The organism is Chryseobacterium bernardetii, from assembly GCF_003815975.1.
GTDB classification, from domain to species: Bacteria; Bacteroidota; Bacteroidia; order Flavobacteriales; family Weeksellaceae; genus Chryseobacterium; species Chryseobacterium bernardetii.
The window spans coordinates 2,708,348-2,729,502 of the sequence record NZ_CP033932.1 but is presented as its reverse complement, the minus strand read 5'-3'; the positions used below and the strand labels follow the sequence as shown (position 1 = coordinate 2,729,502).

The 21,155-nt window shown below is 36.5% G+C and carries 19 protein-coding genes; 8 read left to right on the top strand and 11 right to left on the bottom strand.

The window, feature by feature from the left end:
• Positions 1-189: 189 nt before the first annotated feature.
• Together EG339_RS12570 and EG339_RS12565 are read right to left on the bottom strand one after the other, a co-directional pair.
• Positions 190-3,588: a polysaccharide deacetylase family protein gene (locus tag EG339_RS12570; RefSeq protein WP_123870344.1), complete on the bottom strand. Its 3,399-nt coding sequence runs from the start codon at positions 3,586-3,588 to the stop codon at positions 190-192.
• Between the two features lie 88 nt (positions 3,589-3,676).
• Positions 3,677-4,927: a CinA family nicotinamide mononucleotide deamidase-related protein gene (locus tag EG339_RS12565; protein ID WP_123870343.1), complete on the bottom strand. Its 1,251-nt coding sequence runs from the start codon at positions 4,925-4,927 to the stop codon at positions 3,677-3,679.
• Between the two features lie 104 nt (positions 4,928-5,031).
• Between EG339_RS12565 and EG339_RS12560 the strand changes: the two genes are divergently transcribed.
• Positions 5,032-5,505, top strand: a complete 474-nt coding sequence (locus EG339_RS12560) for a DUF7832 domain-containing protein (protein WP_123870342.1) — start codon at positions 5,032-5,034, stop codon at positions 5,503-5,505.
• Between the two features lie 46 nt (positions 5,506-5,551).
• On the opposite strand, the gene EG339_RS12555 is transcribed toward EG339_RS12560, so the two are convergent.
• From EG339_RS12555 to EG339_RS12540, 4 genes are all read right to left on the bottom strand, one after another.
• A complete protein-coding gene (locus EG339_RS12555; RefSeq protein WP_123870341.1) occupies positions 5,552-6,103 on the bottom strand; it encodes a lipocalin family protein in 552 nt (183 codons plus the stop codon).
• A gap of 72 nt (positions 6,104-6,175) precedes the next feature.
• The gene (locus tag EG339_RS12550) at positions 6,176-6,910 is read right to left on the bottom strand and encodes a LytR/AlgR family response regulator transcription factor (RefSeq protein WP_123870340.1); all 735 of its coding nucleotides are present in this window, start codon (positions 6,908-6,910) and stop codon (positions 6,176-6,178) included.
• 33 nt (positions 6,911-6,943) lie between these two features.
• Entirely contained in the window at positions 6,944-7,669 is a 726-nt protein-coding gene (locus EG339_RS12545) for a PA3715 family protein (RefSeq protein ID WP_123870339.1), read from the bottom strand.
• Positions 7,670-7,678: 9 nt separating this feature from the next.
• The gene (locus tag EG339_RS12540; protein ID WP_228459613.1) at positions 7,679-9,460 is read right to left on the bottom strand and encodes a tetratricopeptide repeat-containing sensor histidine kinase; all 1,782 of its coding nucleotides are present in this window, start codon (positions 9,458-9,460) and stop codon (positions 7,679-7,681) included.
• Positions 9,461-9,875: 415 nt separating this feature from the next.
• Between EG339_RS12540 and EG339_RS12535 the strand changes: the two genes are divergently transcribed.
• Positions 9,876-10,550, top strand: a complete 675-nt coding sequence (locus tag EG339_RS12535) for an SIMPL domain-containing protein (RefSeq protein WP_123870338.1) — start codon at positions 9,876-9,878, stop codon at positions 10,548-10,550.
• Positions 10,551-10,681: 131 nt separating this feature from the next.
• Complete coding sequence (locus EG339_RS12530) at positions 10,682-11,869, top strand: VWA domain-containing protein (RefSeq protein WP_123870337.1); 1,188 nt, start codon at positions 10,682-10,684, stop codon at positions 11,867-11,869.
• Between the two features lie 123 nt (positions 11,870-11,992).
• Here EG339_RS12530 and EG339_RS12525 read toward each other — a convergent pair whose 3' ends face one another.
• Positions 11,993-13,198 (bottom strand): NAD(P)/FAD-dependent oxidoreductase, encoded by a 1,206-nt coding sequence (locus EG339_RS12525; protein ID WP_123870336.1) that lies wholly within the window; start codon positions 13,196-13,198, stop codon positions 11,993-11,995.
• Between the two features lie 114 nt (positions 13,199-13,312).
• Here EG339_RS12525 and EG339_RS12520 point away from each other — a divergent pair, with 114 nt between their 5' ends.
• Both EG339_RS12520 and EG339_RS12515 read left to right on the top strand, forming a co-directional pair.
• On the top strand, positions 13,313-13,693 hold the full coding sequence (locus EG339_RS12520; protein WP_123870335.1) for a SpoIIAA family protein: 381 nt from the start codon (positions 13,313-13,315) through the stop codon (positions 13,691-13,693).
• A 176-nt stretch (positions 13,694-13,869) separates the two neighbouring features.
• A complete protein-coding gene (locus EG339_RS12515; protein WP_123870334.1) occupies positions 13,870-14,214 on the top strand; it encodes a mannan-binding lectin in 345 nt (114 codons plus the stop codon).
• A gap of 109 nt (positions 14,215-14,323) precedes the next feature.
• Here the strand turns inward: EG339_RS12515 and EG339_RS12510 are convergent, their stop codons facing one another.
• The gene (locus EG339_RS12510; protein ID WP_185146533.1) at positions 14,324-15,526 is read right to left on the bottom strand and encodes an MFS transporter; all 1,203 of its coding nucleotides are present in this window, start codon (positions 15,524-15,526) and stop codon (positions 14,324-14,326) included.
• A 175-nt stretch (positions 15,527-15,701) separates the two neighbouring features.
• Here EG339_RS12510 and EG339_RS12505 point away from each other — a divergent pair, with 175 nt between their 5' ends.
• Positions 15,702-16,607, top strand: a complete 906-nt coding sequence (locus EG339_RS12505; RefSeq protein ID WP_123870333.1) for an AraC family transcriptional regulator — start codon at positions 15,702-15,704, stop codon at positions 16,605-16,607.
• Between the two features lie 265 nt (positions 16,608-16,872).
• Here the strand turns inward: EG339_RS12505 and lipA are convergent, their stop codons facing one another.
• Positions 16,873-17,739 carry a lipoyl synthase gene (gene lipA / locus EG339_RS12500; protein ID WP_066698565.1) on the bottom strand — a complete coding sequence of 289 codons (867 nt, stop codon included), beginning with the start codon at positions 17,737-17,739 and terminating at the stop codon, positions 16,873-16,875.
• A gap of 107 nt (positions 17,740-17,846) precedes the next feature.
• Here lipA and EG339_RS12495 point away from each other — a divergent pair, with 107 nt between their 5' ends.
• Complete coding sequence (locus EG339_RS12495; protein ID WP_123870332.1) at positions 17,847-18,476, top strand: hypothetical protein; 630 nt, start codon at positions 17,847-17,849, stop codon at positions 18,474-18,476.
• Positions 18,477-18,540: 64 nt separating this feature from the next.
• Here EG339_RS12495 and EG339_RS12490 read toward each other — a convergent pair whose 3' ends face one another.
• Positions 18,541-19,101, bottom strand: a complete 561-nt coding sequence (locus tag EG339_RS12490) for an RNA polymerase sigma factor (protein ID WP_123870331.1) — start codon at positions 19,099-19,101, stop codon at positions 18,541-18,543.
• A 210-nt stretch (positions 19,102-19,311) separates the two neighbouring features.
• Here EG339_RS12490 and tyrS point away from each other — a divergent pair, with 210 nt between their 5' ends.
• Positions 19,312-20,607 (top strand): tyrosine--tRNA ligase, encoded by a 1,296-nt coding sequence (gene tyrS / locus EG339_RS12485; protein ID WP_123870330.1) that lies wholly within the window; start codon positions 19,312-19,314, stop codon positions 20,605-20,607.
• 73 nt (positions 20,608-20,680) lie between these two features.
• On the opposite strand, the gene EG339_RS12480 is transcribed toward tyrS, so the two are convergent.
• On the bottom strand, positions 20,681-21,103 hold the full coding sequence (locus EG339_RS12480) for a hypothetical protein (RefSeq protein WP_123870329.1): 423 nt from the start codon (positions 21,101-21,103) through the stop codon (positions 20,681-20,683).
• Positions 21,104-21,155 lie beyond the last annotated feature (52 nt).

Here is a 21,155-nt window from a genome sequence, read left to right as displayed (position 1 = left end):
CAATTTATACAATATGTATGATTTATTTCTTATTTGTTACTTTTTTGTGAAACAAATTTAAACAAATACCAATAGAGTATAAATAGGAATTTATAATTCAGCAAGGTTAGAAGCTGGATGATGGAAGCTGGAAGTTATTTTCTTTATGACTTTCATTACCTCCAGCTACCATCATCCGGTCTCCGTTCTTTAAGATGTTACGATCTCTTTTACATTTCCTGTTCGTTTCAGGAAGCCCCAGGACTGCATTTCGCCTTTCAATGCTTTTCTTAAACTTTTAAACAATACGATATACATCAACCATCTGTATCCAAATCTTTGCGGAATAATATAGAACAGATTTATTAATTTTTCCCGTTGCATAATGAATGCTACCAAAGCCAGTGATGCATCTACCAGAAGAAAGATCAGATAATAGCTGAATATTTTACTTCCATTCCCTGATACAATTCCAAAAAACATAATCACATCTGCCAATGGAGAGAAGAATGGAATAATGTATTGGAACAATAAAATATTCGGCATGGCCCAAAGCCCCAATCCTTTATATTTGGGGTTAAGGAAGGTTTGTCTCTGTTTCCAGAACATCTGCATGATTCCGTACGTCCAGCGGAAACGTTGTTTCAGGAACTGTTTTACGGTTTCCGGAGCTTCTGTTACGGCAATAGCTCTGTTTTCATTGGCAACAGTATAACCTGCTTTCAGAATTTTCACTGTAATATCACAATCTTCAGCAAGAGTATCTGATGAATAGCCACCTACTTCCAGAACTACAGATCTGCTAAATGCACCAATAGCACCCGGAATAACTGTAATTGCATTGATGTTTGCATAGGCCAGTCTGTCAAAATTCTGACTGGTTGTATATTCTATTGCCTGCCATTTGGTGAGCCAGTTTACGGTATTTCCTACTTTTACATTTCCTGCTACTGCAGCTATCTTTTCTTCTGAACCAGCATTCAGGAATCTTGCAATCAGGTATTTCACTGCGTCCTGCTGCAGTTTGGTATCTGCATCTATACACACTACATATTCAGCATCAGTCTGTGAAATTCCAAAATTTAAAGCTGTAGCTTTACCACCATTTGTTTTGGTGAATATTTCAAGTTTAGGATGATTGGGAAATGCTTTTTTAGCCTTTTCATAGGTTGAATCTTTACTTCCGTCATCCACCATGATGATGTTAAAATTAGGATAGGTTTGTTTCAGCAGATTGTTCAGTGAGGAGACAATATTCACTTCCTCATTATAAGCTGGTACAATGATAGACACTTTTGGATAAGATGCCAAAAGTGGAAATTCACCCAGTTTTTTTTCTTTTCTTCTTTCTTTGAAAGCCCAGTAAGCCATCAACAATAATCTTATCAGCCCCAGTACAATGAAAATGGTAAACAAAGCCACCAAAAAGTGACTCACTCCATAGATCACGGTTGCCAGTACTAAATTGAGCTGCATGATATAATAAGATCTGGTCTTAGGAACTTCAGGCATCAGCTCATTTCTGCTTTTATGCAGAATATTGGTCAGGTTAGTAAAATGATACCCTTGTTTCTGAAGAGTTGGAATTAAGATCTTCAGCGCTTTTACGGTTTCTTCTCTTGTATCGCCACCGGCATCGTGAAGCAATATGATATTTCCTCTTTCCTTTTTGATTCCATCCATTACACGTTTTATGATTTCATCTGCTTTTATTCCAGGCTGCCAGTCTTCAGGATCAATATTTTCACCGATATCCAGATAATTCTGCTGTCTTGCCAGTGCCACCGGAATAATCTCTTCCGAAGTGGTAGGCTCAGAGTCTGCGTTATAAGGAGCACGGAAAAGAATGGTGCTGTGTCCTGTTACACATTCTATCAGAAGTCTTGTGAGTTTCAGTTCAAGCAAAGCTCTTTCCGGGCTTACTTTCGCTACATTTTCATGGGTAAAGGTGTGATTTCCTATTTCATGACCTTCACGGTAGATTCTTTTTACCAGCGGAAGATTCTTCTCTGCATTTAAGCCAACTAAAAAGAACGCTGCAGGAACATGGTATTTGGACAATACATCTAATATCTGGGGAGTGTAGGTTTCATCCGGTCCGTCATCAAATGTAAGTACCAGTTCCTTTTGAGGGGCACTTCCATATTTTTTTACTTCATAGGAACTTGGATAGGTTACATAATTTTCATCTGTTATAATTTTTTCTTTCGGGTCTATTTCCAGTGCAATTTTTCCGTCATGAGGAGTATTCAAAACATCAAGAACTTCCCCGTCTCCGATGTAGTCTACCATGGTCTGTCCTTTTACATTCTCCAGTGTTTTCAGATTCAGTTTGGAGAGTCCTGCGAAGGTAAGATCCTTATCATAAAAGTTCCAGATCCTGCTGTCTTCGCTTCCTAATCTCCAAAGTGCTGTTCCTGCTAATGGATATTCGGATGAAAAACGCATGGTGTTAAAAATGGAAGCAGCATCATTAAAAAATACGGTGTGGGTGTTACTTTTAGAGTCTGTATAAGAATAATTCAGGTTAAAAGTATTGTCATTAAAGTCAATTACAGCCTTACTGGCACTGGCTTTAGTAATGGCCTGCATATATGTTACGGAAGTGTTATCATCCTTATTGGAGCTCCAGTCGTATCCGTAAGCCCCCAACCCCAGAATAATTTTATGAGGAGAAGTTTGCTTCACTATTTTTCCAGTCTGGGCTTCAATCCATTTTTGTGAAGAAACAGGCCCTGCATCGCTGCTTGCGGAATATTCATCATAAGCCATCAAAACAAAGTAATCCACATACGGATCTAATCTTGGGACATTATAATCATCATTATCCGTCATAATATCCATTGTTACCAGCAGCTGGTTCTGTCTGAATGTTCCTGAAAGCTCTTTCATAAAAGCAATCAGGTTCTCATCAGAATTCAGGTTCATATCTTCAAAGTCGATATTGATCCCTTTAAAATGGTATTTCAGACACTGCTGAGTCAGTTTTTGGATAAGAGCAGTTCTTTTTTGAGGATCATTCAGGACTTTACCAAGTCCTTCGGAACGGAATTCCTGGTTAGAGTTATTACTCAGAATAGGCATGGCTGCTACCCCTGTTCTTTTGATTATTTTATAGCCTTCAGGGTCAACATTGGTTTTCAGATCTCCTGATTTAGGATCAAGGAAAAACCATTCAGGAAACACAAGATTAATGTGTCTGATGTTTCGCTTCAAAGACATCAGGGACTGTGGATCCCAAGCCACATAGAAGGCAGAACGGATTCCACCCGGAAACTGTGCCCAGCTTCTGTTTTGATTTTTAAGTCTTTCCGCTCTTGCTTTTTCGATCTTGGAAAGATTGGTATGCATTGTTTTTTCAGAAATAAAACTTCTGAACCCTTTATATTCTTTAGAGATTTTGTTTTCCTGAAGATAAGGCTTATTGGCTGTAATAACAGCTTTATAGTCTTCTTTAAAAGGTATTTTCGGACTTCTGTCCACGGCCATCATCAGACCCAAAGCCAAAAACAGGAGCACCGCAATAAAAATAAAGAAGCGGCTGCTCCATTGGACACTTTTCCAGCGTTTTTTGCTGTTAGTCTGAAAAATCTGTTTGGAATTTTCCACGATTTAAAATTTTAATGAATGCTTTTCAAAAAGTGTGAAAAAGCATATTAAAATTAATTAAAAAAAAATTAAAAAATCAATGTTTCTTTTATTGATTTATCAAAAGCCCTACAAGGTCCTGAATTACCTTCTGGGAAACGAAGTTCATAAAGTCGACTCTTTCCAGATGAGGCATATATAATTTTGAGGTTACTTCCTGATCTTTAATTCTTATGGTATAGAAAACTGTCCCCACATCTTTGCCGTCTTCTCCTTTTCCAGGGCCTGCCACTCCAGTGGTAGAGAGGGAAATATCGGTATCAAATAATTCCTGGCAACCTTTTGCCATTTCCTGGGCTACCTGCTCACTGACTACGGTAAACTGATCTACTGTCTCTTGGGAGACATTCAAAATTCTTATTTTTTTATCTGTGGCATAAGCTACCATTCCCCCGAGAAAATATTTTGAACTTCCGGAAACAGAAGTTATCATTTTTGCCAATTCTCCTCCTGTACAGCTTTCCGCTGTAGAAATGGTCAGCTTTCTTTCGGTAAGAATTTCTGCCAGGATGTTTTCGATTTTATCTTCAGACACCGCAATCACATTGCCACTGATGAGTGGAAGTAATTTTTGGATCTCGTCCTCAGTCTGTTTTTTTAAGGCTTCTTCATTATTACCTGATGCTGTTATTCTCAACTTTACCCTTGTTCCTACCGGAAGATAAGACAATGAAATATTGCCAGGAAGGGCAAGTTCCCAGTCTTCAATGGTATCTGCAAGAATACTCTCCGGAATTCCAACTACGGAAACAATCCTTGAGTGAATATAATTAAGGTTAAATTTTTCCTGTAGATAAGGAATAATCTGATCTTTGATTAATGGCTTTACTTCATAGGGAACTCCCGGCAAACTGTAGCTCAGCTTTCCATCCAGCTCCATCATCATGCAGGGGGCAGTTCCGAAATGGTTTTGAAAAACAATAGATTTTGTTGGCACAAAAGCCTGCTCTTTATTTCTCTCGAGGATATCTGCTCTCCCACGTCTTTCCATGTATCCTTTCAGATGATTAAAAGTGACCTCATCCAACGCAATTTCGTCATTGAAAAATTCCGCAAGCGCTTTTTTGGTTTTATCATCCCTTGTAGGCCCTAATCCTCCTGTTGTAATGATTAGATCACCTAATTGAAAGGCTTCAGTTAATGTATTCTTAATGATTTCTATTTCGTCTGAAATAGTAAAGATCTGCACAACCTTTATCCCGATGTTCTTCAATTCAGAGGCAATAAAATTGGAATTGGTATCTACCGTATTTCCGGAAAGGATTTCGTCACCAATAGTGATGAGGACTGCTTTTTCCATATATGAGATTCTTGAAAAAAATTCTCCTGCAAATGACGGAAAAATATGCGGCCGCGGCAATATAAATTGATTTTTTCTATTTTTGACGAAAATTAGTTAAACTTATGTCTAAATATGATGATGCTTCATGGCATTATGGTGGTGATTTTCCTGAAGGACTCCCTCAAAAAAACGGAGCAACACATACCGGTATGTTCCTGAACTGGTGTATCCATAATAACCTGATATCCGATGAACTGAAAGAAGATCATGAAGAGGAAATTGAAAAACTAAAACGAAGAGAAATTACAGGTGCAGAATTTATCATGGATTCCTGTGACGGAAAGTTCTCTGAATATGACCTGAACGATCTTGGAAACAGCTTTGCAAAGGATTACTATGCAGATGACACTGATTTTGGAAACAGATACAGTTCTTTTGCCGATGACTATGTAAATCTTTTTGATGCCAAAGCTGAAGAAAATGATTACGAATATGAAACCTTCTACCACATTGAAGATACCTACGAAAACTATGATCTGATGAAACAGGTCATTGATTACCGCTTTGAGGAGTGGAAGGAATATATAAAAGGATAAAAAATAATAGGGCGAAAGGTGAATTTACCATAGCGTGATTTTGCCTTTATACCTTATCATTGTTATGTATTACCCAAATGAGCTCATCTGTATTATAACCAATTTTCCTGGCTTTTTCAATGAAACGCTGCCGGATGCTTTCCGGAATGGTTGTGGTTCGGGATAGGATCCAAAGATATTTTAAACTGCTTCCGGCAACCAGGGCATATTGATAGTCTTCATCAATATCAATCACATTATAACCTGCCCAGATGGGTTTAAAAAAAGAGACTTTCAGCCTTGCTTCAAGAGTATTTTTAACAAATTTAGCTTCCCCAATGGATTCATTCCATATTTTTTTGATATAATCGTACCCTTTATTTCTAACCTGGATACTGCCGTTAGGATTCTCCGAATACTCTGCAGTAACGTTATCCATATTTTTCTCGAATTTATAATCAAAACGGGCAATTTCATACCATCTTCCGAGATATTTTTTAATATCAAAATTCTTTACTGCTACAGCTCCCCTCGGAATTCCTACAGAATAAGAATGAAAAGCCATATAGGCCAAAGCCCCCAATGACACGGGAAGGATTATTTTGTGAAAAGTCTTCATAACAGAAATATTTGTGTGATGTAATAAAAACGTCAAAAATAATGCCTTAAGGCTGTTAAGGAACAATAATTTCTAGGAAAAGACCTTCAGAAAATTGTCTTTAAAGCTTCCTGAAACCTCTATTTCCATGTCATCGGCAAGCATTACTGTTCCGCTTTTATGGTAAGATTTTACAAATGATGTATTGATGATATGAGAACGGTGTACCCTTACAAAGGGATTTTCCAGAAGATCATCAAAATGTTTCAAAAACCTGCACACCATTTTCTTTGAGCCATCCGTAAGATAAACCTGGGTAAAGTTTCCGTCTGCCTGAAGCCTTATTATATCTTCTGTTTTTACCACGTCAAATCCCTGCAATGTTGGAAGGATAAGCTGTTGTTTTTCAGGTTTTAATTTTAAGTTTTCCAACAGAATTTTATTCCGGTTGAGTTCTTCCTGTTTTTCTATGCTTTCTGCAACTTTGTTAACTGCCAGAATGAGTTCCTGAATATCAATAGGTTTTAGAATATAATAACTTGCAGACTTATTTAAAGCCTGTAAAGAGTATTGCGAAAATGCAGTAATGAAAATCGTTTCATAGGAAAATTCTTTGGTAGCTTCCAAGACATCAAAAGCATTTCCAAAAGGCATTTCTACGTCTAAAAAAACCAATTGAGGCTGCTTTTCAGCAATTAAAGGGACAGCTTCTTTAATATTTTCCGCTTCTCCCAGAATTTCTACCTGTGGGCAGTATTTGGTGAGATAGCTTCTCAAGACTTCTCTTGCGATCAGTTCATCATCTACAATTACGGCTTTGATCTTCATTGGATTTTAATATTAATAAGTTACAGCTATGTACTATTGGTATTTCCCGTTTTTAAACTTCAATGTCTTATAAGTTGTCTTTGAGGTTTCTTTAGTATTACATTCCTCTTTTATTTCTTCGTTTATTATGGTTACAGAGACGGTCTTTATTTTAAGATCAGTAAAATTATTGGTTTTGGAAGAATCCATCATAATATAGGAATGGTTGTCTTCGAACTCCCCGTTACAACGGGTATCCCACTCACCTCTTGAAGAATCCAGTTCAAACTGGTCAAGAATTTTTTTAAGGGTTTTCCCTTCTGCGTAATACATTGAGATTGTACCCGAAGCATAAGGATTGGGCTTACTGTTTCCTACGAAATCTGCCTTTACTCCGAATGCCCTGATGCCCGCACTGATATTGTACAATCCGGTATCAATGGCAAAACTTCTCAGATAAACAGCATCAGAATTCAGTTCTGTTGGGTCTAAATATTTATTCTTGATGTTTCCATTGATATCTGTAATGAGAATATAGTTCTGAACGGTAAAAACATAATCTTCCTGATCCTGATTTACAACCACAGGGATAACCGCAATATAAGAATCTTCCGCATTGGGCATTTTCTTTTCCACGCAGAGTTCCTCTCTTATCTTTGTTTTATCAATCTTCAGGCTTTTCAGAATATGAGTTAATCTGATACTGTCAATATCCTGAGCGGATATAAATCCGGAAAACAGGCTCATCATCAGGGTAAACAGAAATATACTTCTTTTCATGGTATTCTTTTATGCCAGATTAATTTGAATGGTAACCAAAACGCCACTGTTATTCTCTTTATCTTTTACAGAGCAGGTAATATTTTTTTTGTACAGATCATTCAGCAGCTGAATCCTTTCCAGGGTATTTTTCATTCCTCTCCCCTCGCGGGTTTTCTGATGCCGGGTTTTCTGTTTTTTACTTTCTTCAATTCCTATTCCATTATCTTCAATGGTAATTTTCAGATATTGTTCGCTTTTCTCAAAGCTTAATTTTAAAAATCCTTTTTCTGTCCTGTAACGCAATCCGTGCCAGATAGCATTTTCCAGGAAAGGCTGTACAAGCATCCCCGGAACCTGCAGGCTTTGAAGATTCAAGCTTTCATCTACATCAATTTCATAATCAAATTTATCTGCAAAACGTGTTTTTTCCAATGCCAGATAGTTCTGTAAGAGATCCAGCTCCTGTTGGAAAGGAATAAAATCATCCGTAGAGTTTTCCATTACTCCCCGCATCAGCTTTGAAAACCTTGTAAGATACTGGTTAGCTTCCAATTCATTATTAGTAGCAATAAAGTGATTGACACTGTTTAAACTGTTAAAAATAAAGTGTGGGTTCATCTCCCGCCTGAGCGACTGGAGCGCTATTTTTTTATTTTTAACCTGAACCTTCTTTAAAGTCCTGAAAATAAAAACAATGAGACCAGTCAGTAAGATCAGAACACCTATTAGACCATAGTTGAAGATATTTTTCTTGCGGATAAGCTCATCTTTTAATTCTTTCTCCTTTTCCAGCTGGGAAATCCTCTGTTCCGTATCTTCCAAAATCTTATTGTCAACCAAACTTCTGTCTTTAGAAACCAGACTGGGAAGTTTACTCAAAAAGTCTCTGTACAGCTGCACTGAAGCATCAACATTTCCTGAAATAGCATATAAGCTGTCCAGTTTTTTTACACTCTTCTGAGCTTCCAGCGTATGGCCTTTATCCAAAGCAATACCATATGCGTTTTTTAAAAGGTCCACTGCTTCTTTAGGATTATTCTTTTTAATATAAATATCGGCCAGTTCCTGAATCTGATTAACTTTCTCCTGTGAATTTTCCTTTACAAAATTTTCCTTTAAGACTTTCTTTTTGGCTTCAATAGCTTTATCAAAGTTTTTATTTTCAACATAAAGATCTGCCAGTTTCTGATTAATTGCCAACGCCTGCTGTGGTGCTTCTTTTTTTGAAATCTGATAGGCATTATTCAGGTTTTCCTCTGCTTTGTAAATATCTTTCTGCTGTATATTAACATCTGCCAGCTGACTGTATCCTTCTGCTACATTGCCCTGATCATTTTCTTTTTTACTTATATTGATATTATTCCGGATAGCTTCTGCCCGAAGTTCCGGTGTAGGAGAAGAAAGCCTGGCCACATCATTGGAATTAACGGTTTTACTTTTCTCACTGTAGCTCATCTGTGCTGCCATACTGTAATTGCTGAGTGCAGGAGCTATTTTGTTTTGCTTTTCTTGTGACTGAGCTAATTTCCGGGTAACTGTTTCAAGGCTTTTTTTGTCGTTAAGCTTTTGATACAAAGCTTTGGCTTTAACCAGATATTCTTCACTCTTTGCATAATTTCCCTGGTTGTAGTAATCAGTGCCCATTGTTACATAAGTGTCGGCAACTCCTTTGTCATCATTTTTATCTACTGCTTTTCTCAATTTTGCGACAGATCTCACAGCCTGGGAAACTTTTGCAGTATCCTGTGCTGAGAAATTATTTCCCACCATCAATATTAAAATAAACAGTATTTTAAAAACTAATTTCACGGATTCCGAATCTTTACTGCAAAGTAAGTAAAACTTTATCGATCAGTCTCTATACTTCACCAAGTCAAAATATAATTTCACCAAGTTGGCTATCATTAATTTTTTTTGAGCTGATAATATTTAAACGTATAGTTTCGAAGATATTTATAAGTTATACTTAGAGTCGTTCGCAAGGACGTTAACACTCAGCAAGTGAAAACGAACAATGTGCTTTGCTGAGAATGAAATGGCTCTGCGAAAGAAAATATCCAGCATTACTTTTCCTCTAGCCTTTGCATATTCTTAGCGTTAATTAAATAAAGTTCCGTTTTTTTCCAACTCACCAAGTGAAAGTTCCATTTCACCAAGTCTCCCGTTTTTTTGCTTGAGATCGAACTAATTTTACATCAGAATTTAAAAGTAAAAACAAGAAATTATGAAATTGAAACATTTTTTATTAGCCGGAATTTTAACACTGGGAAGTTTTGTAAATGCCCAGGAAATAAAGAAAAATGCAATTGAAGTAACAGGTGTTGCTGAAATGGAAGTGGAACCGGATGAAGTTACCTTCAGTATCGGAATAAAAGGAGATAACAAAAATGATCTGGCAGACAATGAAAAGAAGATGTTCGATATCCTTAAGAATGCAGGAATAAAGAACGAGGATATCAAGTTTAAGTCTTCATACCAGAACATTTACGCTAAAAACGGAAAGTTTTCCAAGAACTATGTGTTTAAAGCGAATGCAAAATCAAATCTCAGCAAGGTTTTTGAAGACCTGAACCAGAAATGGGTAAGCAGCCTGAGCATCTCAGAAGTAAAGAGCACCAAGATCGCAGATTTCAGAAAAGCAGTAAAGATTAATGCTTTAAAAGCGGCAAAAGAAAAGGCAGATTATCTGCTGGAAAGTATGGGTAAAAAAGTGGGCAATGTTCTTGAAATCGTAGAAATTGAAGATTATACCAGTGATACGGTAATGCCAGTTGCCTACAAAAGCAGAATGAGCAATGTACAGCTTGAAATGGCAGATGCTCCCGTAGATTTTTCTTTTGACAATATTGAAAATATTAAGCTGAAATACAGTATTAAAACGAGATTCGAGATCCTTTAAAATAAAAGACTCAAACTCGAAGATAAGGCTGCCCTGATTCAATAAATGGAAGCGGAAGCTTACTTTCAAAGTATTCCGAAAGATAATGCAGATTCAATGGTACAGCAGTTAATCCAATAAAAAATAATAATATGACAACTTTAAAAATTTTAGCCATTGGAGCAGCTTTTTTAAACTCCGGTATCAATCCGGCTGTCCGCTGCTCGAAAAGTGATTCCCACCTCACTGAGTTAACGGTACAAAATGCATCCGTTTCCCCTGTAAACACTACATCCAAGGATAATAAGATCCAGGTTGCTCTTTTACTTGATACTTCTAACAGTATGGATGGATTAATTGAACAGGCAAAATCCAGGCTCTGGAACATCGTCAATACATTAACCTCATTAAAGTATAACGGCCAGACTCCACAAGTTGAAATTGCTCTTTATGAATATGGAAACGATGGTATTCGTGATGAAAACTATATCCGTCAGGTTACTCCGCTTACTCAGGATCTTGATCTGGTTTCTGAAAAATTATTCGCCTTAAGGACTAATGGAGGAAGTGAATATTGTGGCGCTGTTATCCGTGATGCTTCTGCCAACCTGAACTGGGACAGCAATGAAAAAAGTATGAAACTGATCTATATTGCGGGGAATGAACCATTCAACCAGGGAAAGGTTGACTATCGAGAAGTTATCTCAAAAGCAAAAAATAAAAATATTTATACCAATACCATTTATTGCGGAAGCCGGGAAGAAGGAATTCAGGACTTATGGCAAAATGGGGCCACAACAGGATGTGGAAAATATTTCAACATAGACAGTGATAAAAGGGTGATCTATATTGAAACACCCTATGATACAAGAATTTCCGAGTGTAACACTAAACTGAATGACACTTATATTTATTACGGAAACCATGGTTCTGAATATAAGATGAAACAAATTACCCAGGATAAAAATGCAGAAGTACAATCGGTTTCTAGCCTGGTAGAAAGAACGGTTTCCAAATCAAAAAAGAATGCTTATAAAAATGAGCATTGGGATCTGGTAGACAAAGCTGAAAAGGATGAAAGTTTCATTACCAATATGAAACCAGGTGAGCTTCCAGACGAACTGAAAGGAAAAAGCAAAGAGGAAATAAAAAAAGCAGTGTCTATAAAATCAGCAGAGCGTGAAAAGATTCAGAAAGAGATTGAAGAGCTCTCTAAGAAACGTCAGATCTACATTAATGATGAAATGAAAAAAAGAGGAACTGATGACTCTGATGATCTTGGAAAAGCAATCGAAAACTCTATACAGGAACTGGCGAAGAAAAATGGCTATAGTCTGTAAAACTTTGACTGCAAGAGTGGGTAAAAATATTCTTAAACCGAAAACCTTATGAAATAAACTACACTTAAGCTTGGAATTTTTATTTTCCGGCTTAAGTGTACTTATTTTTGTTAAAGATCTTTCCTATCTTCCAAACCTAAAATATGGGGACAACAGATGCTTCTTACCTTTCATAAACAAAGAGGACATTTCCATTCCGGTTACTGAAAAAGTAATCCCATTCCCACCAAAACCTAATACAAAATAAGAATTTTTAAATTTTGGATGTTCTCCAATATAGGGTAATCCATCTTTTGTTTCTCCAAAAGTCCCGGCCCAGACAAAATCTGGATAAAAATGATAATCAGGCTTTATTTTCTTCAAGTTTTTTAAAATTTCCCTTTCTTTTTTGCTGAGAATAGCATCCCGTTTTTCAGCATCATAAAAATCCTCATCCCCGCCACCTATCAATACTCTGCCATCATCAGTAGTGCGCATATAGAGATAAGGATCGTCTGTATTCCATACCAGGGTTCTTGTAATATTTTTAAATTTGTCTTTATCTACTTCGGAGACTACAGCATATGTGCTTTTCAGATTAACAAAATTTTCTTTCAGTAAAGTTTTACTTTCGTAGCCAATACAGTAGATTATTTTCTTTGCTCTGATCTGAAAACCACTATCTACTTTAACATTATTAAAGCCTTTGTGATATTCCACTTCTGTCATTTCAGTTTTATCAAAAATTTTCAACCCCTTCCTTATATTATGCTTAAACAGTTCATGAGCAAACTGAAAAGCATCAATACTGGCTCCCTGTCTGGATAAAATGCCTCCATAAGTATTTTCAAATCCAAATCTTTCATAAACCTGATCTGCATTGAGCCATTTAACTTCAAATCCTGCATTTTTCCTGGCTTCATATTCTTTCTTTAACCATTCCGCATCTTTCTTTTTTGATGCGAAATACAATGATTTTTTACGCTTAAACCCTGCCTCAGAGTGTATTTTTCCGACAAGATTTTCAATGGTATCAATAGCATCTGAACATGCTTTATAGCTGGCAACAGCACCTTTTTCCCCTATTATTTCTGTTAATTCATAAAGAGGAACATCTATTTCATACTGCAGCATTGAAGTGGTGGCAGAGGTACTTCCATTACAAAGTTCACGCTTATCAATGAGTATTGTTTCATAGCCGTCCTTTATCATTTGATGGGCTATAAGACTTCCTGTAATTCCGCCTCCTATAATTAAAACATCACATTTTTCATCTGATTTTAAAGAAGGATAAGTAGCAATCAGCCCGTTTTTTATAAGCCAAAAAGGTTCATTAGATTTGAGATCCATATTAATATTTTACACTAAAAATAACAATATTTATACCTATTTTAACAATTTCAACTGAATTTGTGGTTCAATTATTGTTGCTTTATTAATTCCAATCACCATAAAATATTTACTATGATAACAATTATTCCAGAAGCTCCGGAGAATGTTGCGGCATTCAATGCGACAGGAGAAGTGACTAAAGAAGATTTTGAAAAACTGGTAATTCCGCGCGTAAAAGAGAAAGTAGACCAATTTGGTGAGCTGAATTACTTGCTGTATTTGGATACCGATCTGGATAAGTTTACCATGGGAGCATGGCTTGAAGATCTCTTGCTGGGATTAAAAAATCTAGCAAAATGGAATCGGACAGCTATTGTTACAGACAAAGAAGGCGTACAGAACTTTACGGATATCTTCAGTGTTCTGATGCCGGGAGAGTTTAAATCTTTCCCAAAAGAAAATTTATACAATGCCCTTTACTGGTGCAAAAACGGGAATGAGGTAGAAGCTTAGTCTGCCTTATGAAATAATGAAAGACTGTCTCAAAAAGGCAGTCTTTTTTATTACCTACCAATCATTATCAGATAAATACGTAAAAACACCTAATAATAAATTTGGTACATTCCACTGTAATTATATCCCAAAATGGTGATTAAATTTGTAATGTTAAACCAATAAAAATTAATACCATGTCAACATTCAAAACAAACATTATTGCAGGACCACTTTGGAGTAATGACGAAGCACAAAAATTAGGACCACGTATTGCTGCGGCACATCTAGGAAAATTTACCGGACAATGGAGTACTATTGTACAGGGACAAATGAGCGTTATAGAAGTTGAGTTGAATACTGAACCAACCGGCAGTACGGAATATACTTTAAACGTTTTAGCCGGCCCAATCTGGAGCGATGAAGACGCTAAAGCGATTTGTCCCTCTATCTGTGCATCCTATGGAGGTACATGGAACGGACAATGGACAACAGTTGTAGAAGGCAAAATGAGCGTTTGCAGCTGTGTCTTTAAATTCTAGTCTGAAAAATAATAATGTATTAATTTAAAAAGCTGTCTCAAAGCCTACCATTGACTTTAAGACAGCCTTTTATATATTTCAGATTCTGGTTTCTGTAATTATATTATTGCTATTTATCACATGAAACACATTCTGCTACGGCTTCATCATCATTTGTTGTCGGTGAACCATACAGATACATGTATCTTATACTGATTACAAATCCTATAAAAGTCATCCCCACTCCCACTAACGACGGGTAGTTAAATGACAACCCATATTCCAAAGGAATTCCCCCCAGGAAGGCTCCCATTGCATTGGCAATGTTAAATCCTGCCTGCATAAAAGCAGCAGCCATCATTTCACTTTTCGGAGCTGCTTTCATCATCATAATATTAATAGGTGCAGCAATTGACATTGATAAGGCACCACACATAAAGGTTAATATGAAAGCAATATTCTGGTGTTCGGAAAGTAAAAATACTCCAACAAGAGAAATCATCATTAAGAAAATCAGAAGTGCACAGGTTTTTTCCGGTCCTAATTTATCTGAAACAATACCTCCTGCAAGGTTACCAACCACCATTCCGGCTCCTGCAAGAACCATTACATAGGCCATATTACTGCTTTCAACTCCGGAAATTACAGTCATTAAAGGGGTAATGTAGCTCAACCATGTAAAAAGACCACCAAATCCAATTGCTGTAATAGCTAATACCAGCCATGACTGTTTCTTTTTCAGGAATTTCAGTTCTTCCAGGAAATGGGTATTCTGATTGGCCTCCATTGAAGGCAGCCATAGCTTTAAAAATAACAGGGCGAAAACTCCAATCAAAGCAACAATAGCAAAATACAATCTCCAATGGAAGGTATGCCCAATGTAGGTTACTAAAGGAACCATCACCAGATTGGCTATGGTGAGCCCTGTAAACATCATCGATATATAAAATGCTTCCTTCCCTTTTCCTGCCATTTTAGCTGCCACTACAGTTCCTACTCCAAAGAAAGCTCCGTGAGGAAGCCCGGACATGAATCGGATGATTAACATTGTTCCGTAATTGGGTGCAATAGCAGAAAGCGCATTAAATAAAGTAAACAGGATCATAAAAGCGATCAATACTTTTTTAGGTGGATATTTTACAGAGTATCCGATTAGAATGGGTGCTCCAATTACCACTCCCATAGCATAGGCAGAAATCAGGTGCCCTGCCTGCGGAATACTGATTTCCAGTGTTTTTGCGATATCTGGCAATAGCCCCATTACGGTAAACTCTGTAGTTCCTATTCCCAAGCCGCCAATAGCCAGCGGTATTATTCTTTTATCAATCTTCATTGTATTTTCTTTTCTGAATTAACCTATTGAATTAAAAATGGTTGCCCATGTTGATTTTGAAAGTGCAAAATTCGAAAGAAAGATTGGATTCCACACCTCTTCGAATGATAAAAATTTGCTCCATATTAACCTTTTTGTTTAATTTTAACTCAACAAACAATCAAAACAGGATAAAATGAAGATCCAGAAAGAAACGATAGAATTTGAAAAAGGAAAGTCTTTCAAGATATTTGCTCCCAGTCTGAAAAACTGCTTTTTCTGGCATTACCATCCTGAAATAGAATTGGTATATGTAGAAGCATCCAATGGAATCCGGCATGTGGGAAAGAATATTTCGGGTTTTACAGACAGTGAACTTCTGTTGATTGGAGCTAATGTTCCCCATCTTAATTTTGATTATGGGATTCAGACCGAATGTAAGCAGCTGGTATTGCAAATGCGGGAGAATTTTCTTCAGGATATTATTCTTCCGATTCCTGAATTTGAAAATATTAAAAGTCTTCTGGAGCAATCGTATCTTGGATTGTCTTTCTTTGGAGAAACTAAAAATATTGTTGTTGAGAAACTTAAGATCATTAAGGAAAAAAATTCTTTTGAATCCTTAATGGGACTTATTGAGATTTTACAGATTCTTGCCAACTCTACAGAAGTATATGAACTTAACAAGGAAGATACAAGAATCAAATGGTTTCTGAATGATAAGATACGGATGGGAACCATCTACGATTATATCCATGAAAATCATGATAAAAAACCTAATGTAAATGAGGTTGCCCAGATCGTCAGTTTAAGTACGCCTGCTTTCTGTCGTTATTTTAAAAAGCAAACGAATATGACATTTACGGATTTTGTTAATAATTACAGGATCAACCAGGCTAAAATTTATCTGTTAAAAGATTCTTCAGTTACAGAAGTTTGTTTTCAGGTGGGGTTTGAAAGTCTTTCTTATTTTAATAAACTGTTTAAACAGCATACAGGGGAAACTCCTTCAGAATTTAAGAAAAAACATTTTAAGCCTATTGAAATCAATGGACGGATAGGGGTGATTAATAGAGAGTCTTCTTGTCATAAATCGTTTTGATATTTATCATGTAGATTTATATTTTAGAGGTTAGATGGCTGCTTTTATTTTTCCTACAGATAGCGATGATTTACAGGCATTTGGTTACATATATTCAATTAAAACCATTCCGTTAAAAATTCAAAGGGTTTTAACACCCACTCTGTAGAAGGGAAATGATGAAATCCATTCCTTATTGGTTTGGGTTAAAATAGCTTTAAGTGCCAATCTATTATCCATATCTATCCCAAAAAAATAACCGCCCATTGCTGAGCGGTCTGTTATTTTAATGAATATGTTTTTCTGCGTGATAAGAACTTCTTACTAGAGGTGAACTTTCAACATGTCTGAAACCTAAGCTTCTTGCAAAGTCTCCCAGTTCATCAAATTCTTCCGGAGTAATAAATCTCTTTACAGGAAGGTGTTTTTTGGTTGGCTGCAGGTATTGTCCTAGAGTAATAACGTCTACATTCGCATTTCTGATATCTTCGATTGTCTGGAAAACCTCATCTTTCGTTTCTCCTAAACCAAGCATAACTCCGGTTTTGGTTCTTCTTTGTCCGGCTTCTTTTAAATATCTTAAAACCTCAAGGCTTCTTTCATATTTAGCCTGGATTCTCACTTCTCTGGTTAAACGTTTTACCGTTTCCATATTGTGGGAGATCACTTCCGGGGCAACATCCACCAATCTGTCAATATGTTTGGTGATTCCCTGGAAATCCGGAATTAAAGTTTCCATTGTTGTACCTGGGGAAATTCTTCTTACAGCATTTACAGTTTCTGCCCAAAGAATAGAACCCATATCTTTCAGATCATCACGGTCTACAGAAGTAAGAACAGCGTGCTTAATTTTCATTAATTTGATAGAGCGTGCCACTTTTTCAGGTTCATCCCAGTTTACATCAAGCGGTTTTCCTGTCTTTACTCCACAGAATCCACAGCTTCTTGTACAGATATTTCCTAAAATCATGAACGTTGCCGTACCTTCTCCCCAGCACTCACCCATATTCGGGCAGCTTCCGCTTTGGCAAATGGTGTTTAATTTATATTTATCAACCAAAGTCCTTAATTCTCTGTAGTTCTTTCCGGTAGGAAGTTTTACACGAATCCATTTTGGTTTCTGAACGGTAGTATCTTGAACTAAATTTTCCATTTATTTCTCAAATTGAGGTTCAAAGTTAGTGATTTTTTTATCGAAACAATCAAAGACAGACATTGATGAAACATATAATTTTGTAATTTCAGAACTCAAAATATGTAATGAAGACAATATTCTGTATCCTATCATTGATTTCCGGTACCTTTTGTTGGGCTCAAAAAGAATTTCAGCCAAAAGGCTCTACCATACTGCAAACTATAGATGGAGACCTGGATGGAGATAATATTCCTGAAAAAGTCATGGTCTACAATACAAAAGACCCGGGCGAACTTGGTGACCTCCGTGAAATTCAGATCCTGAAAAAGATAAATGGTGAATGGAAAATCCTTGAAAAATCTATACATGCTATTCTTGATAGTGAATCCGGCGGGATTATGGGTGACCCTTATTCAGGAACGACTATAGAAAAAGGTATTTTAATTATCAATCACTTCGGCGGCAGCAGCTGGAAATGGGCTTATACTGATAAATACAGGTTCCAGAACGGTCATTTTGAACTGATAGGACATACTTCAAGTTCGGGAAGACCGGGAGATTATATCAGAACTGTAGATTTCAACCTTTCCACAGGACAGATTCATTTTAAGAATGATGTTGATAATATTAAAGAATATGGACCTTCCCAAAAAGAAACATACATTAAAAAGGGTATCAAAATTAAGCTTCAGAATAGAAATGACAAAAGTATAAAGATTATACTTCCTAAAACCAAAGCTGAAATTTTTATATAATTTACCGCCTTAAAGCACAGTATAATTTCTAACTTCCCGTCTCTTCGTATTTTCCAACAACAGTCTAGTTATCTTCAAACTCATTATTTTTAAGCAGCTCAGCAAGAACTTTTTTAGCCCGCATTACACGAACTTTTGTATTGGCTACAGAAATTCCCAATTCTTCGGCTATTTCCTTGATGCTTTTTTCCTCAAAAAACCTTAGCTTGATGATATCCTGATAATTGGCATCCAGGGATTCAATGGTTTTGATGATTTTCTTTTGCTCTTCTTCGGAAATTAAAAGCTCTTCAGGGGATTTTGCATATTGATTTTTTACCTCATCAAGATTTTCAATGGCATCTTCATTTTCACGGTTTTTCTTTCTCCAAAAATCAATAACAGTATTCTGGGCAATGGTTAGAATCCAGGTTTTAAACTGAAAATGCGGGTCGAACATATCCAATTTTGATAATACTTTGGAAAAAACATTCACGGTGATCTCATCGGCATCATTTTCATCTTTCACCTTTTTCATGACAAATGAAAATACATCCACCCAAAAAACATTGATGAGTTTAGTCTGAGCCTTCTGGTCTTTGTCCTTGGCCTTTTGAATGAGCAGAAATAGCTGTTCGTCTTTCATTAATAACAAATATAGATTATTTGGGTTGAAAATGCAAAGCGGGATCGGCTGTTAATGGTGATTTTTGCTTGGCAAGAAAGCATTAAGGAAATAAAATATCTGTTTTATTTACTCTATCAATCTTTTTTGCTATTTTACTTTTGCCGGCTTTTGACTTTATACTTCTGAATTTATTATCTTTGCACGGTAAAATTTTAAAGAAAAAAATCAATGAATTCCTTTATAGAAGAACTGAAATGGCGTGGTCTTTTTGCTGATATGATGCCCGGAACCGAAGAACAACTGAATAAAGAGGTAACAACTGCATATATTGGTTTTGATCCAACGGCCGATTCTTTACATATCGGAAGTCTTATTCAGATAAAAATTTTAGCCCACTTCCAGCAGCATGGCCACAAGCCAATTGCCTTGGTAGGAGGAGCTACGGGAATGATTGGTGATCCATCCGGAAAATCTGCAGAGAGAAACCTTTTGGACGAGGAAACGCTTTTACACTATGTAGACTGTCTGAAAAACCAGCTTTCAAGATTCCTTGATTTTGCAGGCAATGAGCCTAATAAAGCGGAATTAGTAAACAACTACGACTGGATGAAGAATATTTCTTTCCTTGATTTTGCTAAAAATGTGGGGAAGAACATCACAGTGAACTACATGATGGCCAAAGACTCCGTAAAGAAGAGATTTTCTGGAGAGTCTGGCGCAGATGGAATGAGTTTTACAGAGTTTACGTATCAACTGATTCAGGGATATGATTTCCTTCACCTATATCAAAATAACAATGTGAAGCTTCAGATGGGAGGTTCTGACCAGTGGGGAAATATTACCACGGGAACAGAATTAATCCGTAGAAAAGCTCAGGGTGAGGCATTTGCTCTAACCGTTCCTTTGATTACAAAAGCGGATGGTTCCAAATTCGGGAAGTCTGAAAGCGGAGAAAACTATTGGTTAGATAAAAAGAAAACTTCACCATACAAATTCTACCAGTTCTGGCTGAATGCTACCGATGAAGATGCTGAAAGATTTATTAAATTCTATACATTCCTTGGGAAAGAAGAAATTGAAACTTTAATTGAAGAGCACAAAACAGCAGCCCATGAAAGAAAACTTCAGAAAAAATTGGCTGAAGAAGTTACAGTTTGGGTACATGGAAGAGAAGAATATGAAAAGGCGCTTAAAGCTTCTGAAATTCTTTTCGGACGTTCTACTGCTGAAGACCTGGTAAGTCTTGATGAAGAAACTTTCCTTGAAGTTTTTGACGGTGTTCCACAAAAAGAAATAGCAAAAGCCGATGTATTGGGTATCAGCATTGTTGATCTTCTTTCTGAAAAATCAGGATTCCTGAAATCTAAGAGTGAAGCACAGAGAGAAATCAAAGGAAATGCAATCTCTGTTAACAAGCAAAAAGTAAATGATACTTTTACAGCAAATGAAACTGATCTTATTGATGGTAAGTTCTTATTACTTCAAAAAGGTAAAAAAAGCTATTTCATTGTAAAAGTTATTTAATTTAAAAAGAATATAAAAAGTGGCGCCGGGATGAATCCCGGCGCCACTTTTTATTTTGAAGGTATTAGTTATTTTAAAATGTATATGATGCAGAAGCTGATAAATACTGCCCGCTTGAAGTTCCTTCTTTTTTAAGCTCACCATCTACCCAGATCTGAACCTTTAAAGTAGAAGAAGCGTTGGGGCCTATAGCATTTACAACCACATTCGCATTATAAGACCCTTTTTCTGCAGTAACTTCAGGACTTGACCATGTTGTTCCGCTAAGGCTGGAAGCAGTTGTAGCATTACTATCAATTCCGTATACAGCCCCATCAATATCAGCTCCCGCAGAAGCAATAGCCTTAAAAACTACTTTGTGGCTCTTCCCTGCTCCTATCACGTTATTATCATCGTCATCATCTTTACTGCAAGAGGATACAAAACCCATTAATACAGTTGCAAGCAGCACGACGAATGTACCTTTCAGAAGCTGGTTTATTCTCGTTTTTTTCATAATCTTTTTGTTTAAATTTTAGTTACTTTATTTGATATTCTATGATTAGTGA

What these genes read in the sequence shown, in the direction of transcription:
- EG339_RS12565 (WP_123870343.1), bottom strand. Translation starts at nt 4,927, where the DNA reads ATGGAAAAAGCAGTCCTCATCACTATTGGTGACGAAATCCTTTCCGGA.
- EG339_RS12560 (WP_123870342.1), top strand. Translation starts at nt 5,032, where the DNA reads ATGTCTAAATATGATGATGCTTCATGGCATTATGGTGGTGATTTTCCT.
- EG339_RS12555 (WP_123870341.1), bottom strand. Translation starts at nt 6,103, where the DNA reads ATGAAGACTTTTCACAAAATAATCCTTCCCGTGTCATTGGGGGCTTTG.
- EG339_RS12550 (WP_123870340.1), bottom strand. Translation starts at nt 6,910, where the DNA reads ATGAAGATCAAAGCCGTAATTGTAGATGATGAACTGATCGCAAGAGAA.
- EG339_RS12545 (WP_123870339.1), bottom strand. Translation starts at nt 7,669, where the DNA reads ATGAAAAGAAGTATATTTCTGTTTACCCTGATGATGAGCCTGTTTTCC.
- EG339_RS12535 (WP_123870338.1), top strand. Translation starts at nt 9,876, where the DNA reads ATGAAATTGAAACATTTTTTATTAGCCGGAATTTTAACACTGGGAAGT.
- EG339_RS12530 (WP_123870337.1), top strand. Translation starts at nt 10,682, where the DNA reads ATGACAACTTTAAAAATTTTAGCCATTGGAGCAGCTTTTTTAAACTCC.
- EG339_RS12525 (WP_123870336.1), bottom strand. Translation starts at nt 13,198, where the DNA reads ATGGATCTCAAATCTAATGAACCTTTTTGGCTTATAAAAAACGGGCTG.
- EG339_RS12520 (WP_123870335.1), top strand. Translation starts at nt 13,313, where the DNA reads ATGATAACAATTATTCCAGAAGCTCCGGAGAATGTTGCGGCATTCAAT.
- EG339_RS12515 (WP_123870334.1), top strand. Translation starts at nt 13,870, where the DNA reads ATGTCAACATTCAAAACAAACATTATTGCAGGACCACTTTGGAGTAAT.
- EG339_RS12510 (WP_185146533.1), bottom strand. Translation starts at nt 15,526, where the DNA reads ATGAAGATTGATAAAAGAATAATACCGCTGGCTATTGGCGGCTTGGGA.
- EG339_RS12505 (WP_123870333.1), top strand. Translation starts at nt 15,702, where the DNA reads ATGAAGATCCAGAAAGAAACGATAGAATTTGAAAAAGGAAAGTCTTTC.
- lipA (WP_066698565.1), bottom strand. Translation starts at nt 17,739, where the DNA reads ATGGAAAATTTAGTTCAAGATACTACCGTTCAGAAACCAAAATGGATT.
- EG339_RS12495 (WP_123870332.1), top strand. Translation starts at nt 17,847, where the DNA reads ATGAAGACAATATTCTGTATCCTATCATTGATTTCCGGTACCTTTTGT.
- EG339_RS12490 (WP_123870331.1), bottom strand. Translation starts at nt 19,101, where the DNA reads ATGAAAGACGAACAGCTATTTCTGCTCATTCAAAAGGCCAAGGACAAA.
- tyrS (WP_123870330.1), top strand. Translation starts at nt 19,312, where the DNA reads ATGAATTCCTTTATAGAAGAACTGAAATGGCGTGGTCTTTTTGCTGAT.
- EG339_RS12480 (WP_123870329.1), bottom strand. Translation starts at nt 21,103, where the DNA reads ATGAAAAAAACGAGAATAAACCAGCTTCTGAAAGGTACATTCGTCGTG.